This window comes from Streptomyces sp. NBC_01198 (assembly GCF_036010485.1).
Taxonomy (GTDB): Bacteria; Actinomycetota; Actinomycetes; order Streptomycetales; family Streptomycetaceae; genus Actinacidiphila.
Window position 1 is genome coordinate 4,270,196 of the sequence record NZ_CP108568.1, and the last position, 14,324, is coordinate 4,284,519.

The 14,324-nt window shown below is 69.6% G+C and carries 14 protein-coding genes; 9 read left to right on the top strand and 5 right to left on the bottom strand.

Annotation, left to right across the window (positions count from 1 at the left end; translation table 11 throughout):
• Positions 1 to 490 precede the first annotated feature (490 nt).
• On the top strand, positions 491 to 1,279 hold the full coding sequence (locus OG702_RS19210) for an HNH endonuclease (RefSeq protein ID WP_327290122.1): 789 nt from the start codon (positions 491 to 493) through the stop codon (positions 1,277 to 1,279).
• Positions 1,280 to 1,371: 92 nt separating this feature from the next.
• Here the strand turns inward: OG702_RS19210 and OG702_RS19215 are convergent, their stop codons facing one another.
• The 3 genes from OG702_RS19215 to OG702_RS19225 all read right to left on the bottom strand — a co-directional run bounded on the left by OG702_RS19215 (position 1,372) and on the right by OG702_RS19225 (position 3,665).
• On the bottom strand, positions 1,372 to 2,607 hold the full coding sequence (locus tag OG702_RS19215; protein WP_327290123.1) for a tyrosine-type recombinase/integrase: 1,236 nt from the start codon (positions 2,605 to 2,607) through the stop codon (positions 1,372 to 1,374).
• Between the two features lie 10 nt (positions 2,608 to 2,617).
• Positions 2,618 to 2,923 carry a helix-turn-helix domain-containing protein gene (locus tag OG702_RS19220; protein WP_327290124.1) on the bottom strand — a complete coding sequence of 102 codons (306 nt, stop codon included), beginning with the start codon at positions 2,921 to 2,923 and terminating at the stop codon, positions 2,618 to 2,620.
• Between the two features lie 223 nt (positions 2,924 to 3,146).
• Entirely contained in the window at positions 3,147 to 3,665 is a 519-nt protein-coding gene (locus tag OG702_RS19225; protein WP_327290125.1) for a helix-turn-helix domain-containing protein, read from the bottom strand.
• Between the two features lie 429 nt (positions 3,666 to 4,094).
• On the opposite strand from OG702_RS19225, the gene OG702_RS19230 reads away from it, so the two are divergent.
• The 4 genes from OG702_RS19230 to OG702_RS19245 all read left to right on the top strand — a co-directional run bounded on the left by OG702_RS19230 (position 4,095) and on the right by OG702_RS19245 (position 9,324).
• Positions 4,095 to 5,366, top strand: a complete 1,272-nt coding sequence (locus OG702_RS19230) for a DUF3631 domain-containing protein (protein WP_442814721.1) — start codon at positions 4,095 to 4,097, stop codon at positions 5,364 to 5,366.
• Between the two features lie 458 nt (positions 5,367 to 5,824).
• Entirely contained in the window at positions 5,825 to 6,637 is an 813-nt protein-coding gene (locus OG702_RS19235) for a DUF2637 domain-containing protein (RefSeq protein ID WP_327290126.1), read from the top strand.
• Between the two features lie 423 nt (positions 6,638 to 7,060).
• Positions 7,061 to 7,588 (top strand): MobC family plasmid mobilization relaxosome protein, encoded by a 528-nt coding sequence (locus OG702_RS19240; RefSeq protein ID WP_327290127.1) that lies wholly within the window; start codon positions 7,061 to 7,063, stop codon positions 7,586 to 7,588.
• 5 nt (positions 7,589 to 7,593) lie between these two features.
• Positions 7,594 to 9,324 carry a relaxase/mobilization nuclease domain-containing protein gene (locus tag OG702_RS19245; protein ID WP_327290128.1) on the top strand — a complete coding sequence of 577 codons (1,731 nt, stop codon included), beginning with the start codon at positions 7,594 to 7,596 and terminating at the stop codon, positions 9,322 to 9,324.
• Positions 9,325 to 9,399: 75 nt separating this feature from the next.
• Here the strand turns inward: OG702_RS19245 and OG702_RS19250 are convergent, their stop codons facing one another.
• On the bottom strand, positions 9,400 to 10,380 hold the full coding sequence (locus OG702_RS19250; protein WP_327290129.1) for a transcriptional regulator: 981 nt from the start codon (positions 10,378 to 10,380) through the stop codon (positions 9,400 to 9,402).
• 319 nt (positions 10,381 to 10,699) lie between these two features.
• On the opposite strand from OG702_RS19250, the gene OG702_RS19255 reads away from it, so the two are divergent.
• Positions 10,700 to 11,656, top strand: a complete 957-nt coding sequence (locus tag OG702_RS19255) for an IS5 family transposase (protein WP_442814260.1) — start codon at positions 10,700 to 10,702, stop codon at positions 11,654 to 11,656.
• Here OG702_RS19255 and OG702_RS19260 read toward each other — a convergent pair.
• Positions 11,607 to 12,110, bottom strand: coding sequence for a hypothetical protein (locus OG702_RS19260; RefSeq protein WP_327286751.1), 504 nt, complete (start codon positions 12,108 to 12,110; stop codon positions 11,607 to 11,609). The two genes, OG702_RS19255 and OG702_RS19260, sit on opposite strands and share 50 nt — an antisense overlap.
• A gap of 483 nt (positions 12,111 to 12,593) precedes the next feature.
• Here OG702_RS19260 and OG702_RS19265 point away from each other — a divergent pair, with 483 nt between their 5' ends.
• The 3 genes from OG702_RS19265 to OG702_RS19275 are packed head-to-tail and all read left to right on the top strand — an operon-like array spanning position 12,594 to position 14,167.
• Complete coding sequence (locus OG702_RS19265; protein WP_327290130.1) at positions 12,594 to 13,106, top strand: ATP-binding protein; 513 nt, start codon at positions 12,594 to 12,596, stop codon at positions 13,104 to 13,106.
• Positions 13,033 to 13,890, top strand: a complete 858-nt coding sequence (locus OG702_RS35520; RefSeq protein WP_442814471.1) for a DUF6907 domain-containing protein — start codon at positions 13,033 to 13,035, stop codon at positions 13,888 to 13,890. The genes OG702_RS19265 and OG702_RS35520 overlap by 74 nt, the downstream gene beginning before the upstream one ends.
• A gap of 1 nt (position 13,891) precedes the next feature.
• Positions 13,892 to 14,167, top strand: coding sequence for a helix-turn-helix transcriptional regulator (locus tag OG702_RS19275; protein ID WP_327290132.1), 276 nt, complete (start codon positions 13,892 to 13,894; stop codon positions 14,165 to 14,167).
• Positions 14,168 to 14,324: the final 157 nt, after the last annotated feature.

Below are 14,324 nucleotides of genomic sequence, written 5' to 3' on the forward strand. Positions count from 1 at the left end.
CGCGAACGCGCTGCTGAGGTGACATCAGTTGCTGACATCAACGCAGGCGTACAGCGCTGGGCTCTTCGGCGACGTGGCAGGCGAGAGTTCGCGGGGAGCGACACGCGCCTACGGATCAGACGCCGGTTCTCCCGGCGGCGTAGTCTCATCCGCAGTCTCATCCATCCGCGTCCATGCCCGTACGCGGCCGGGCCTCAGACCTCGCCGACCAGCGTGGCGGACGGCTGTGAACCGGTCTGGCCAGCCGCATGCAGAGTTGGAAAGCGTGTTGGGGGCAACCCCTCACGAGTTCGAATCTCGTATCCTCCGCCAGTGCCTCACCGGGCACGACGTCGAAGGGCCCCACCGCTCGCGGTGGGGCCCTTCGACGTGCGTAGTTGCAGTTTTAGTTGCAGTTGCCCCAACCAGGCAGCTCGACGGCTCCCTTCGCGCAGAAGAAACTGGCCTGGTTCTTCCGCACCGGCCGGGATGCTCTGGCAAGGTGCCACGCATGGGGGTCTCCGAGAAGACGCGCAAGATCGTGTGGGCTGAAGCCGGCGGGAGATGCGCAATCTGCCGCGGCGAAGTGATCACCCCAGGTACGGGCTGTGACGATCCGTCCGTGTTCGGTGAAGAAGCGCACATCGTGGCCCGTTCCAAGGGCGGTCCACGGGCGGGGAACCTCGACGACGACTCCAGGCACAGCCATACGAATCTGCTGCTGCTATGCAGCAAGCACCACAAGCAGATCGATGATCAACCAGACCACTTCACCGTTAAGCGACTCAGAGAGATCAAGGAGCAGCACGCTGCTTGGGTCCGTCGCTCGTTGGACAAGAAGGCTGGTGGCGGCCCGAGGCTCGTCCCCGATCCAGCCTTCCCACAGCCTCGGGTGCTGGCACTGATCACTCGTGGCAACCCGCTGTGGAACATGATCAAGACGAGCGTGACGTTCGAGTACGCCTTGCCAGACGGTCTTCCTGACGATGATGAGTCGCTGATCGTGGAGTTCTTGGACCTCCTCCGGGACTACCTGGACATCGCCCCGGAGCTCCACAGCGTGCGGGAGAACCGGGACGCGGAGAAGTCGCTGGGGCACTACATTCGCGGCCTGGGAGAGAAGGATTTTCTCGTGGGCGCACATGTGCGCCACATGCTTTACGTCGATGGTCGAGGCGAACCCATGGCATGGCCCATGCTGCGGGTCGAGGTTCAGCCTGCTTCGCATGCCGTCGTCGCGGGCCAGGATGGTCGGCCCTTCACCACCGAGCAAGACGAAGAGCAGCTCGCCGAAGAGTAAGACTTCGGTGGGCGTGCACTGCCGACTCGAAGGGATCGGCCCGAACCCAGCTGCGTTCGGGCCGACCCATTGCCGGATTGGAATCTGCGGCGTCAGCCGACGGGCGGCTTCTCAGCCAACGGCCAAAGCAGGCCGCCGACCTTTCCGGCCGTGTCGGTGAGCACCCGGTTGGTCAGGTGTTGGTAGCGGCGGCGCATGCGGGCGGACTGGCCGGGTTCCCAGCCCATGATCGCGTCGACGACGGTGTCGGGCACACCGAGGATGAGCAGGATGGTGCCTGCGGTGTGGCGGGCGTCGTGCAGTCGGCCGTCCCGTAGACCGGCAGCTTCCAGCAGCTCCTTCCACTTGTGGTGGTCGGTGTTCGGGTTGAGGGGTTGACCGGTGGGTGAGGTGAAGACGTACCCCTTCTCGACCCACAGGTCGCGGGCGAGGCGACGTTCACGGTCCTGCTCGTCGCGATGCTGCGCGAGGAGCTTCATCAGCTCGTCGGGGACACCGATGGGCCGCCGCCCAGCGCGGGACTTGGTCTCCTTGGTCTCGCGGCGGACATTGACCTTCTGCGGGCAGTAGCCGGGCTTGCGACCGCACGTGTCGCCGCAGCCGTGCTGGTACCGCGGCCGCAGCCGGCCCCGGTGAACGACGAGGACCCCCAGTTCGAAGTCAACGTCCGTCCACTTGAGCCCCAGAACCTCGCCCTGGCGAAGGCCCAGCGCCAGGGCGATGACCCAACGCGCGGCGTTCCGCTCGCGGTTGGCCACCTCCAGGAGGAGCTGGACTTCCTCGACCGTGTAGGGCACCACTTCTTCCTCGACCAGGCGTGGGGCCTTGGCGATGGTGGCCGGGTTTTCGGTGAGGTGACGGCGGCGCTTGGCCTCGTTGAGGGCGGCGCGCACGGTGCGGTGTGCCTGGTGCGCGGTTCCGGCCGAACTGCCGTTGTCCTGCATCTTCTTGTAGAAGCGCTCCAGGTGCTCGGGCTCCAGCTTCGTCAGGCGGTGGGCGCCGAGGCCGGGTATCAGGTGGTGGTAGACGGCGACGCGGTAGCCGTCGATGGTGTTCTCGGAGACGTGCAGGGCTGCGATGTTCTCGACCCAGTGGGTCAGCCAGGATTCGACAGTCCAGGTCTGGCCGGCCTTCCGGATGCGGCCCGCGTCGCGCTCCTTCTCCAGCGCGCGGACGGCCTTGGTGGTGTCAGCGCGGGTCTTCCGCATGACGTGGCGGCGGTCGGGCTTGCCGTTGTCCTTGACGCCGACGGTGACGTAGCCGTGCCAGTAGCCGTCCTTGCCGAGGTAGATCGAGGAGGCGCCGTTGGGCTGCCGGGACTTTGCCATGGCTGCCCCCTCAGGCCGCGAGAGCGACGGTTGAACGGGTGAGCCGGGTGCGGGCGGCGACGTAGTCGTTGAGCGCCTCGGCCGGGATGCGGCGCAAGCGGCCGACGGTGACGGACGGGATCTCGCCGGAGGCGAGCAGCGCGTACATGGTGGTCCGGCCGACGCTCGGGCGCCGGGCGGCTTCCTCGACGGTGAGCGCGACCAGCGTGGGGTCGTACGCGGTCGATGTGCTGGCGTGCAGGAGGCGCAGAAGGTCTTGCTGGCTGACGCCGAGTGCGTCCGCCAGCAAGGCAATGGGCGTGGGTGTTGCAGGCATGGGGTTCCTCTCGGCGGCGCGGGGCAACGCGCTGCCGTGCTGACTGGTGGGATGGGCGGTGAATGAAGCGATCCCGCGTGCCTGGTCCTCGGCGTTGGTAGCGCCGAGGACCGATGCGGGTGTGTGACGAGGCTGGGCCGGTGCGAGGCGGCGACAGGCAGACGGCCTACGCCGTGCGGAGGGCCGGGCATGGTCGACGGCAGCGGAGAGAGGGGCTCTCCCTCTACTGGTCGGTGGAGGGCCCCTTGCGCAGCGGGTCTCCGGGGGAGTTCGGGGCCGGGTACCACTCGGGTCCGGTGCCCCCGCCGACGTTCACGCCCTGGGCCGCGAGGCGCTCCGCGATCTCGTCGTACTCGCGCTCGGCCTCTTCGAGCCGGGCTCTGGCGCCCTGCTCGATGTCGTGGGCGGTTCTCCACTCCTGCTCGGCCTTCTGGACGCGGTAGCCGGCCTCCTGCAGTTCGTAGTCCGGCTCGTCGGGGCCGGCGACGGCCTCGGTCATGAAGTGGGCGGCGGGGACGTTGAGGGCCTTGGCCAGGCCGACGACCTCGTCGAAGCGCAGCAGGCGGGTGCCGTTCTCGATCTTGGCGATCTGGGTCTGGTGGAACTTGAACCCAAGCTGGGTCATGCGCTCGGCCAGGTCTTCCTGCGACAGGCGTGCGGCCTTCCGCAGCACCTTCATGTTGTGCGCCACCAGAGCCTCGCCCTCAAGGGGCGTGTAGCGGTGCGCGTCCGGACTGGACATGTCGACCTCCCTTCGACCCGGTCTCGACGCGCCGGGATAGACCAAAACAATATCGCATGAAGAACCCATGCTGCAAGCGGTTGAGCTGTTCGTTATGTGATCGTGACAATGGCCGGACCAGCTGACATGCTGAAATCGCATGCTCTAAGAATGCCAGAAGCGCTTGACTGGCGGCGCGCGCCAGTGATATGAATGTTCTAACGCCGCATGAGGATCCCAACCTGAAGGAGGTTGAGCGTCGAGACTGACGCCGCACAGCACAAAGCCCCCGGCGCTACCAACACCGGGGGCCTGACGGAAACCACGCCACCGCCCATCCCAGGACAGTCAGCCAACGGCGGACCGGGTTGCCCCCCGGAACCCGCCGAGCAAGGAGTCTCCGTGAACGAGGGTACTGCCTCCAGCCACGGCCCCGCAGCCCCAGGCCCCATCCCACCGGCCAGCACCTGGCCACCCGTCGCACAGCCAGGCGGAGGCCACCGGCCACCCCAACCCGACGCCGTGCCCCCGCTCCCCGCCCCCGTGCAGGCACCCGCACCGGACCGGCCAGAGGAGCCGACCAGGCCACCGGAGATACCCGACATACCGCCGACCGAGGGCGACGAACTGCTCAGGCGGCTGCAGACGCTGATCGCCAGGTTCGTGGTCCTGCCCTCGGACGAGGCGCTGGACGCGGTCACCCTGTGGGTCGCGGCGTCCCACCTGCAGGCCGCCTGGCAGCACGCCCCACGCCTGGCGGTGGTCGGCCCCGCCAAACGGTGCGGCAAGTCCCGCCTGCTCGACGTGCTCGCCGAGACCGTCCACAGCCCCGTCCTGACCGTCAACTCCACACCCGCGGCGGTCTTCCGGTCCATCACCGAGGAGCCGCCCACCCTCCTGGTGGACGAGGCTGACACGATCTTCGGGAGCCCGAAGATGGCCGAGAAGAACGAGGAGATGCGCGGCCTGCTCAACGCCGGGCACCAGCGCGACCGCTACGTCCTGCGGGTCGTGGGCAGCGACCACACCCCGCACAGGTTCCACACCTTCGCCATGGCAGCCATCGCCGGCATCGGCGACCTGCCCGACACGATCATGGACCGCTCCATCGTGATCCGGATGCGCCGCCGGGCCGAAGGCGAGCGCGTCTCGCCGTACCGCACCAAGCGCGACAGCCCCGCCCTTCGCGCGATGCGCGCCGAACTGGCCTGCTGGACCAAGCCCCTGGCCGACCAGGCCCTGCACCTGGAACCGCAGATGCCGGTCGAGGACCGCGCCGCCGACACGTGGGAACCGCTGGTCATCGTCGCCGACCTCGCCGGCGGCTCCTGGCCCCGCCGGGCACGCCAGGCATGCACACGCCTCGTTACCTGCGAGGCCGAGTCCGAGGACGACCAGCCCAGCGGTGCGCGGATCCTCGCCGACATCCGGCGAATCTTCTTCTCCGCCAGCGACCCGGACAGCATCGCCACCGACCAGCTCCTGTTCGCCCTCAACGGCGACCCCGAAGCCCCCTGGGCCGAGTGGGGGCGAGGTGGCCTGACCCCGCGCGGCCTCGCGGGCATGCTGCGCGAGTTCGGCATCTGCTCGGGCAACGTCCGCATCGGCGACGGCACCCAGCGCAAGGGCTACATGCGCAACAAGTTCGCCGACGCCTGGCGCCGCTACTGCCCCACCGTCCATCCCCTCGGCCCCACCCCGAGAGAGGGCACCCCGCGCTGACCCGCCACCCGCAGGACGCGTACCAGCCGTCCCTGCCGTAACGCCGCAGCCAACAGGGCACCGTTCAGAGGCTGAACATGAGGCCGTTCAGAAACTGAACACGACGCCGTTCAGACACTGAACGCAGGCGCTCGCCCGGCCAGCCAGCAGGCGGCCTGTCGCCCGCACCCACCACCCCGTGCGGGCGGCAGACCGGGCCAGGACGACACACACCTCCGTCTCGTGCCGTCCCAACCGTCCCTGCCGCATAACCGCAGCTCAGCGCACCTTCCGCCAAGACGGTTCGCCGTCCCAAGACGGAACCGGTCCCGCCACCAAGACGGCAGCAGCCCGCCACACCACGGCACGCCCCCGCCGGGCGTGCCCGTGCCGTGCCCGCGCTGACCTGCGGCTGCAACGGCCAAGACGCCAAGACGGATCTTCCAGCACACCCCTCGCCCGTAAGGATGTTCTCCCGCATGCCCACCACCCCGCCGGACGCGCACCCGGCCGCCACGGGTGCGTTCGCCCGGACGACGATCACGGTCGTGATGGCGGTCATCGCCGCGCTCGCCTTCGTGTTCTCCTTCGGCAACGTCTGGGCGCTGGCCCTCCGACTTGGGGTGCCGCGCCCGATCGCACCGCTGATCGCCCCGATGGTCGACCTGTCCGTGGTCGGCCTGCTCGTCGCCCTGCACCACCTGGCCGCCCACGGCACCGACCCCGCCGACCTGCGCTCAGCCACCCGTCTGATGCACCTGTGCGGCCTGCTGACCCTCGCCCTGAACACCGCCGAGCCGCTGCTGGCAAGGCACTACGGCCGCGCCGCCCTCGACACGGTCGCCCCTGCTCTGCTGCTCGGCTGGGGAGCTGTCGGCCCCACACTGCTCCGCCATCTCCACACACCTGCCGAACCGGCGGGGCAGCACCAACAGATCACGGTCCCGGAGGCTGCCGCCCTCATACCTGCCGAGCGGGCACGCGTACAGGCAACCGCCCCAGCCCACCCCTCACTCCCAGCCCGGCCGGGGAAGGCCAAGCCCGCCGCACCGGGCAAACGCACCGGACGACCCCCGGCAGCAACCATGGACCAGCTCATCGCCACGGCCCGCCCGGCCGTCGCCGAGCACGGCGTCAGCGTCGCGGTGGTCAAGCAGGCCCTGCGCGACGCCAGCACGCCAGTCAGCAGCGCCCGCTTCACCCAGCTGATGAAGCACCTCAAGGACGAACACTCCCGAGCGGAAACGCCGCAGGCGGAGCACGAGCCAGAGCGAGCCCACCCCGCCGCCTGAACCAAGGAGCTGTGCCGCCGGCCATCCGCCCGAACCGGTCCCACCGGTTCGGGCGGGTGACCTCTTGCCGCCTTACCCGACACGGATGTGCGGAAGTCCCCACCACCCCGACATCCGCACATCAGGCCACCGCCGTCTACACCCCGAACGCGGATCGGCCAAACCGCCAACCCCCCGAACCATGACCCGTGCAACGAAAGGACTCAACCCGTCAATCGCCACACCGCAAACGCCCCGCTGGAGAACACCGTGAAGCCCACCCCCGACACCGCCAAGGACAACGAGGAAAGCCCTGAGCCCGCAGCCAAAGCCCGTAAAGTGGCTGGTCTGTGGAGGCGTGCCTTCAACAACCCGGCTCCTGGCGGAGCCAGTAGTACCCCGAGTCCGACTTGCGGCCGGATCGGGGGGATCTCCGCCCCAGGGGTGGCGGAGACTGCCCAGCGCGAGGGCGCGCAGGGCTGGGAGATCGGGGCCGCACCCGATCCGGACACGCTCCACGCCACCCAGCGCACCGTCATCAAGCCTGCGTCCACCGCACCCGCCGCCCACGGCATGCAGCCCACGATCCGCCGCTTCACCGGCGACAAGCGCACCGTTCGCGTCGGCCCCCTGCGCTTCACTGCCGACGAACACGGCTGCCTCCGCGAAGCCGCCGCAGAGCACGGCTACAAGGGCGAATCCGGCTTCGCGGCCGACATCGTCCTCGCCTTCGTCGCGGGCCGGTTCACCGCGAATCTCCCCCTGTCCGAGGATCGGCGTCGTACGCACGTCTTCCGCGCCCAGGTCCTGCGCGCCCTCAACCGCGTCGGCAACAACGTCAACCAGATCGCCCGAGCCCTGAACAGCGATTACACCCCACCCGATGTACGCGAGCGCCTCGACGAGCTGCACCAGCTGCTCGCCGCGATCGCTGAAGCCCTGCGCGAGCCCGCCGACCGGGCGGAGGCCTGACCACCGTGATCGCCGCCATCAAGCCCGCTGGTGCCAACACCCGTGGCCTGCTCGCCTACCTCTACGGCCCCGGCCGCCACGACGAGCATCTCGACCCGCACATCGTGGCCGGCTTCGCCATGCTCGGCATGCCCGATCCCGGACGCGACGAGAACGGCACCCTCACCGAACTCGGCCACTACCTCGACGCGCCCGTCGACTTGCGCAACAGCGAGTTCGGCAAGCCGGTCACCGACCATGTCTGGCACTGCCCCGTCCGCGCCGCGCCCGAAGACCGCTTCCTTTCCGACGCCGAGTGGGGCGATATCGCTCAGCGCATCGTCGCGGCTGCTGGCATCGCCCCGGCAGGCGACGACCTTGCCTGCCGCTGGATCGTAGTCCGCCACGCCGACGACCACATCCACATCCTCGCCACCACGGTCCGCGAAGACGGCCGCCGCCCCAAACTCCACGACAGCGGCGTCCGCGTCGGGAACGAATGCCGCAAGATCGAGAAGGACTACGGCCTACGCCGCCTGAACAAGGGCGACCGCACCGCCACCCGCGCCCCCAGCCAGGCCGAGATGCACAAGGCTGCCCGCCTCGGCTGGGAGCAGACCAGCCGCGCCTGGCTCCAGGACCGCATCCGCGCCGCCATCCCCCACGCCGCCACTGCCGAAGAACTCCTCGCCTACCTCGAAGCAGGCGATGTCATGGTCAAGCCGCGCCGCGGCCCGTCCGGTGACCTCCTCGGCTACTCCGTCGGCCGCCCCGGCGACCTCAACGAGGACGGCGAGCAGATCTATTACCCCGGCGGGAAGATCGCCCCCGACCTCACCCTGCCCAAGCTGAAAGCCCGCCTGGAAGCCAGCACATCTGAGGAGTACCCCACCGCCCGCCGCAACCGGCCCGGGACCCCCTGGCAGCACGCCACCGAAGTCCTCGACACCTTCGCCTACGAGACCAGCGGTACTGGCGACAGCGCCGACACCCGGGGCCAGGCTCAGATCGCCGCCCTCGGCGAGCTGATCGAAGCCACCGCCCAGGCCGCCCCCGCGGAACTGTGCGCCGAACTCCGCTCAGCAGCACGAGCCTTCGCTCACGCCCAGCGCTCCCAGATCCGCGCCGAACACCACACCGCCACCGGACTGCGAACCGCCGCACGCGACCTCGTCAACGCGGGCACCGGCAAGGACGCCAGCCCTCTCGCCGTCCTGCTCTCAGCCCTCATCTGGTCCGCCATCCTCGCCGAACGCTGGCACACAGCCCGAAGCCATGCCCAGCAGGCCGCCGCCGCCCACCAGTCCGTCCAGCACCTCCAAGCCGCCTACGACCAGGCAGCCCCACCCCTGCTTGCCGCCCTCACCCGCCGCCAGCCCAACCCGAACACCCGCGCCACCCTCGCCAACGACGTGCGCACCGCCATCCCCGACCACGCCGCCCGCATCCTCGCCGACCCCGACTGGCCCGCCCTCGCCACCGCCCTCGCCGACGCCGAAGCAGGCGGCCACCAGCCAGCCCGCCTCCTGAAAGAAGCAGCCGAGCAACGCGAACTCCACACCGCCCGGTTGCCAGCCCGTGTCCTGCTCAGCCGCATCCAACACACGAGCCGCAACCCCGCCCCCAACCCCCGGGCCGAAGCCGCCCGCCTGCGGTCCCCAGCGACCGGGGGGTCTCGTGCAGTTCAGGGGCACGCTCCCCAGGCTGCGACTCCCAACCCGCTGTCTGAGGCTGCTGGGTTCCGCCGTCGACGGTGACACCGTCTACCGACACGCAAAGGGCGGAGAACCGCCGTATGCAGCGAAGTCGGTTAGCACGCCGCGACGCCGAGGTCAGCTGGCCAGCGCCTCGCCGAGCCGGGTGTGTGCGGCTCCTGGGAGCGTCTGGTGCAGGGCTTCGGCCCGCGAGCGGACGAGCCCCTCGCGGTACGCCTGCGGCAGCCGCTCCCAGATGCCGACCGCCTTGTCGGCTGCTGCTGCCGGATCGCCGTCGGCGTGCAGGCAGGTCGCGGCGTCCATCTCCAGTAGCGCCCGCGTCATCACGGAAGGCGATGTGGTGAGGGCCAGCGCCGCCTCCTGCTCGGCGTAGGCCTCGCGCGTACGCCCCATGAGGGTGAACGCCTGCGAGAGGTGGACGTGGTGCTTCTGGAGCGGGTACCCGAACCACGTGTCGGCGGCCTGACTCCCGTCGATGCGCTCCGCGATCAGGCGAGCGTCGGCCACAGAACGAAGCGCGCCTTGGTGGTCCCCGGCGGACGCAAGCGCCCGAGCGGTGACGGCCGCGGCGAGGGCGGCAGCCGCTGATGGTGCCTGGCCGGCTTCGGCGCGGGCGCGCATGGCGAGGTCGGCTGCGGAGCGCGGGGCACCGTAGTTGAGGGGGACCATCGCATGACGGGCCAGTGCCCAGGCGAGCATCTGCCGGTCGCCTGACTCGCGGGCTGCCTGCTCGGCGGTCGCGAACCAGCCGTGTGCGTCGCGCTGGTCGCTGCGGTCGTGCTGGATGATCGCCACCAGGCCGGTGATTCCGGCGGCTGTACGGGCCAGGTCAGCGCGAGTCCCGGCCGCGTGGGGGCGGCTGAGCACGTCCCGCAGCAGGTCGAGGTCACCTCGCATCTCCGCGAGAACGACCGCCGGCGGACGACCGCGGTAGCCACCGCGGTGACGTTCGAACGCCCCGTCCAGGTAGGCGAGATCACCTGCGTCGGAGCCGGACAGAGCCGCGTCGATGCCCTGCCTAGCCTCCGCGAGACCGGGCAGCGCGACCGCGCCGGTCGCAGCGGCGGCTGCCGCGCCGAGGAAGCGTCGTCGATCCACCTCCGTGCCCTCCTCTCCTTCTGCGATGCCGGACCCGGGGAGACGTTGGAGCCTGCGCCGCTGCCTGCTGAGTCTCACGGCCTTGGCGACCTCCTCGACCGGCGTCCCGTAGACCTCGGCAAGAAGCGCGTGCCAAGCGGGAATCGGTAAGCGGCGCTCGGTCTCCCAGCGCTTCAGAAGGCGTCCTCTTACCGTGTGGGTTGGTGCTGGTGTTCGGAACGGCGTGATGGATCGGGTGAGTTGATCGTCTTCCGCGCATGAAAGAAGGGCCTCCTGGTAGTACGCGGGTGTCGAATCCGTTGGCACCACAGGAGGCCCCGTGTCGCAGTTGTACGTGGTCGGATCCGCGCAGTCCAGTTGGCCGGCCCGGGAGTGTGACTGTCTCGCGCACCGGTTCGGGAACGCGGCCGACCATCCCGGCCGCCGGCTCCGCTACGGCAGCGACATGACGGACGCGGAGTGGGCGGTGGTCCGGGCCGTGCTGCCGGTGCCGGCGTGGATGGACGGGCGCGGCGGCCGTCCGGAAGGCTATTGCCACCGCCAGATGCTCGATGCGATCCGCTACCTGGTCGACAACGGTGTGAAGTGGCGGAACCTGCCCGCGGACTTCCCACCCTGGAAACGCGTCTACGCGTTCTTCTGCCGCTGGCGTGACAACCAGCTGATCGGTGAACTCCACGACCGGTTGCGCGAGCAGGTGCGCGCGTCGGAGGGCCGCAACACCGAACCGACCGCGGCCGTGATCGACTCGCAGTCGGTCAAGGCCGACGCCACCGTCAAGAACGACTCGCGCGGCTTCGACGGCGGCAAGAAGATCAACGGCCGCAAGCGGCACCTTGTCGTGGACTGCCTCGGGCTGCTGCTGGCCGCGGCTGTCACCCCGGCGTCCACCACCGACCGGGACGCCGCCACAGCGATACTGCCCGCACTGCGCAACCGCTTCCGGACCCTACGGCTGGTCTGGGCCGACAGTGGCTACACCGGTCACCTCGTCGACTGGGCCGCCAACACGCTCGGCCTCACCCTGGAGATCGTCAAACGCACCGACAACCTGCACGGTTTCCATGTCCTGCCCCGCAGATGGGTCGTGGAACGAACCAACGCCTGGCTGATGCGCTCCCGCCGCCTGACCCGCGACTACGAGACCCACACCACCAGCGCCCAGGCCGTGATCCTGTGGTCCATGACCATGCTCATGAGCCGCCGCCTGGCCCGCCGCACCACCACTATCCGGCAGCAGCACCCAGCCCAGACGGCGACGGCGACGGCAGCGTGAACACACCCGGCCGGTCCTCACACAGCCAGCCCCGTTCCACCAGCCGCTTCATCCTGCCCCGCACGCCCTCGACCCGCGAGGCCAGGCCCGTGTCCCAGCCCAGATGCACCGCCGCCTGCTTCGCCGTCAGCCCCGGCCCACCCGGGCCGTCGAAGGCCTCCATGATCCGCCGGTAGTCCTGCCCCAGAACCTGAACCGACACCCCGCTGTCCCTGCGGGCCACCAACCTGCGCGGCTCACGCCCAGCACGCGACACCGCCCCCCCGGCCGCAGCCGGCCCGCCGTGCTCCGCAACGACAGGCACCGCATCACAAGTCCCGGCCAGCGCCTCGAGATACTCCTCCAGGCCGATCGCCCGACGCCGCAGCACCTCCTCCGCCCGCACGAGGTCGGCCCGGAGCTCCTCAACCCGCACCAGGGCGGCCTTCTCACGACCTTCCAGCACTGCCCGCATCGATGGCATCCACGACCTCCACACCCGCCAGGAGAACACGACACGACCAGCCTGCCCCAGCCCCACAGACATCACCCCTGACCTGCGGAAACCCACACATCAGATGCGGAAAGAGGACACCTTCTCAGGTTCTCCGGATCGAACCACCGCCCGTCCTGCGCGTCTTGCAGGACGAGCGCTTGTTCCTCGCGGGTGCGTCCGGCCGACTCACGCGCCGCCCGCAGCATGGCGCCGATGCCATCTGGTGCCATCATGCCCGCCTCTCCAGTGTCTCAAAGTCCCGCGACCGATCCTGGCCCCGCAAAGCGGCCCCCCGACGGGAAACGCACCCCCTGCCGGCACCCGCCATCATCGACGGCCGAGGGTTGACTGAGGGCTCGAACCACCACTACAGCACGCGATCGGACGACTTCCCATAGTGCCCCTCGCGCGCCACTCCCACTCCTCCGATACGGCCACACCTCGGTCGAAGGGCCATCCGTCATGCGCGCCTACAACACCCGCTTCTCCATGAACAGCGACCCCGCATCGGTCCCGGCCGCCCGCCGACGCGTCGATGAACTGACCACCGGCTGGGGGCTGAGCCTGGACGAGGACAGCACGATCGCGCTGAAGACGGTCGTATCGGAGATGGTGACCAATGCCCTGCAGCACAGCGGCGGGCGGGAGTTCACCATCCGGCTGAGGGCCAGCTCGGCCGCACGACGGATCGTCGTCGAGGTCCGCGACGATTCCGCGGTCCTCCCGCGCATGCTCGCGCCCACGGATGATGCGGAGGACGGGCGGGGCATGTGGCTGATCCAGCAACTGGCCCTGGCCAGCGGAGCCGAGCACACCAGGCGCGGCAAACGCGTCTGGGCCACGATCGCGATCCCCGAACAGCCGCTGAGCTGCCGCCAGTTCCTCCTTCGTCCCGGCCGAGTTGCGCGAGCCGTCACCGCCCGGCTCACCGGCCCCCGACGCCGCCCGATCTCCGCCGACGCCCACACCAGCTGACCCCCGCATTCAGCAAGCGGCCACGTATCGCTGCCCGCAGGCCTTCCACCGTCCAGCACCGCAAGAGACGGCGAAGGAGTCGAACGCGGAGCGGGATCTTCTGCCTGCAAGGCGAGGTTACGGAGCCGCACCCGCCAGCGCACACCTTCCCCTCAAGGAGACCGCGATCAACGAGGAGCAAGCTGCCCAGGCTCCGCAGCCTGCGGACGCAACCGAGCAGCCGAAGCCGTGGAGCACACCGGGTTCGTGGACGATCACCACGACGTCCGGTTTCGCGACGTCCGGCTATCTGCCCGACTGGGCGGAGGACGACCCCAGCGAGGCCGGCGTGCCGCTCGACCGGTTGCCGCTTCGGCTCGGCGGCATCAACCACCGGAACTTCTTCGAGGGCCCGATGATGCCCCTCACCGCGACGAACAGCAGGGACGACGCGGAGGAGGACGCGGTCTTCGCGGGAAGCATCGACTGCAACCCCTACGACACCGAGATACGCCTGCGCGTACCCGTCGTGAACATCCAAGTCAGTCCCAACCACTGGATCCTCGGCCTGAACCCGCAGGAACTCGCCGACACCGCGTCGAAGCTGCGCGCCCAGGCCGACTTACTCCACGACGAAGTCCTGCCCGCACTCATCGCCGCCCGTGAGGACTGGTCCGCCCACCATCCGGAGCAACCGCTCACCACATCCGTCCTGCCGCCAGGGCTGACCCAGGCAGAGTCCACCGCACGCCCCTCATCGCCGCCCCACTATGTCCGTCACACCGATCACCCCGAGGGGCGCTGAGATGCCCGCCCGCCGCCGAACCCGGCCGAGCAGGCTCCACCAGGAACCCGAGGCAGTCACCTGGGCACGCGAGAAGGCCGGCCTGACCAAGCGGGCACTCGCCGACATGGTCGGCATCAGCGAGCAGTTGATGGGCGAGATCGAATCCGGCTGGCGCAGCGCCACCCCGGCCAACCTGATCAAGATCGCCGCGGCACTCAATTGCCCGATCGTCGTGTTGGAGCGCAAGCGCGCGGCAGCGCCGCTGTATCAACAAGTGGAGGCCCGCTCGTCCTGACGACTCCGACGGCGTACAACCAACGTCTGCGCGGCCTGGAGGCGGCAGCGTTCCTCACCGTTGGCACCCTCGCTCGCCATGGGGAACAGCTAGCGGCTACACACGCGCAGCAGGCACCGGTTACGGGGCACCAGTGCTGACGTCGCCGTCGCATGGG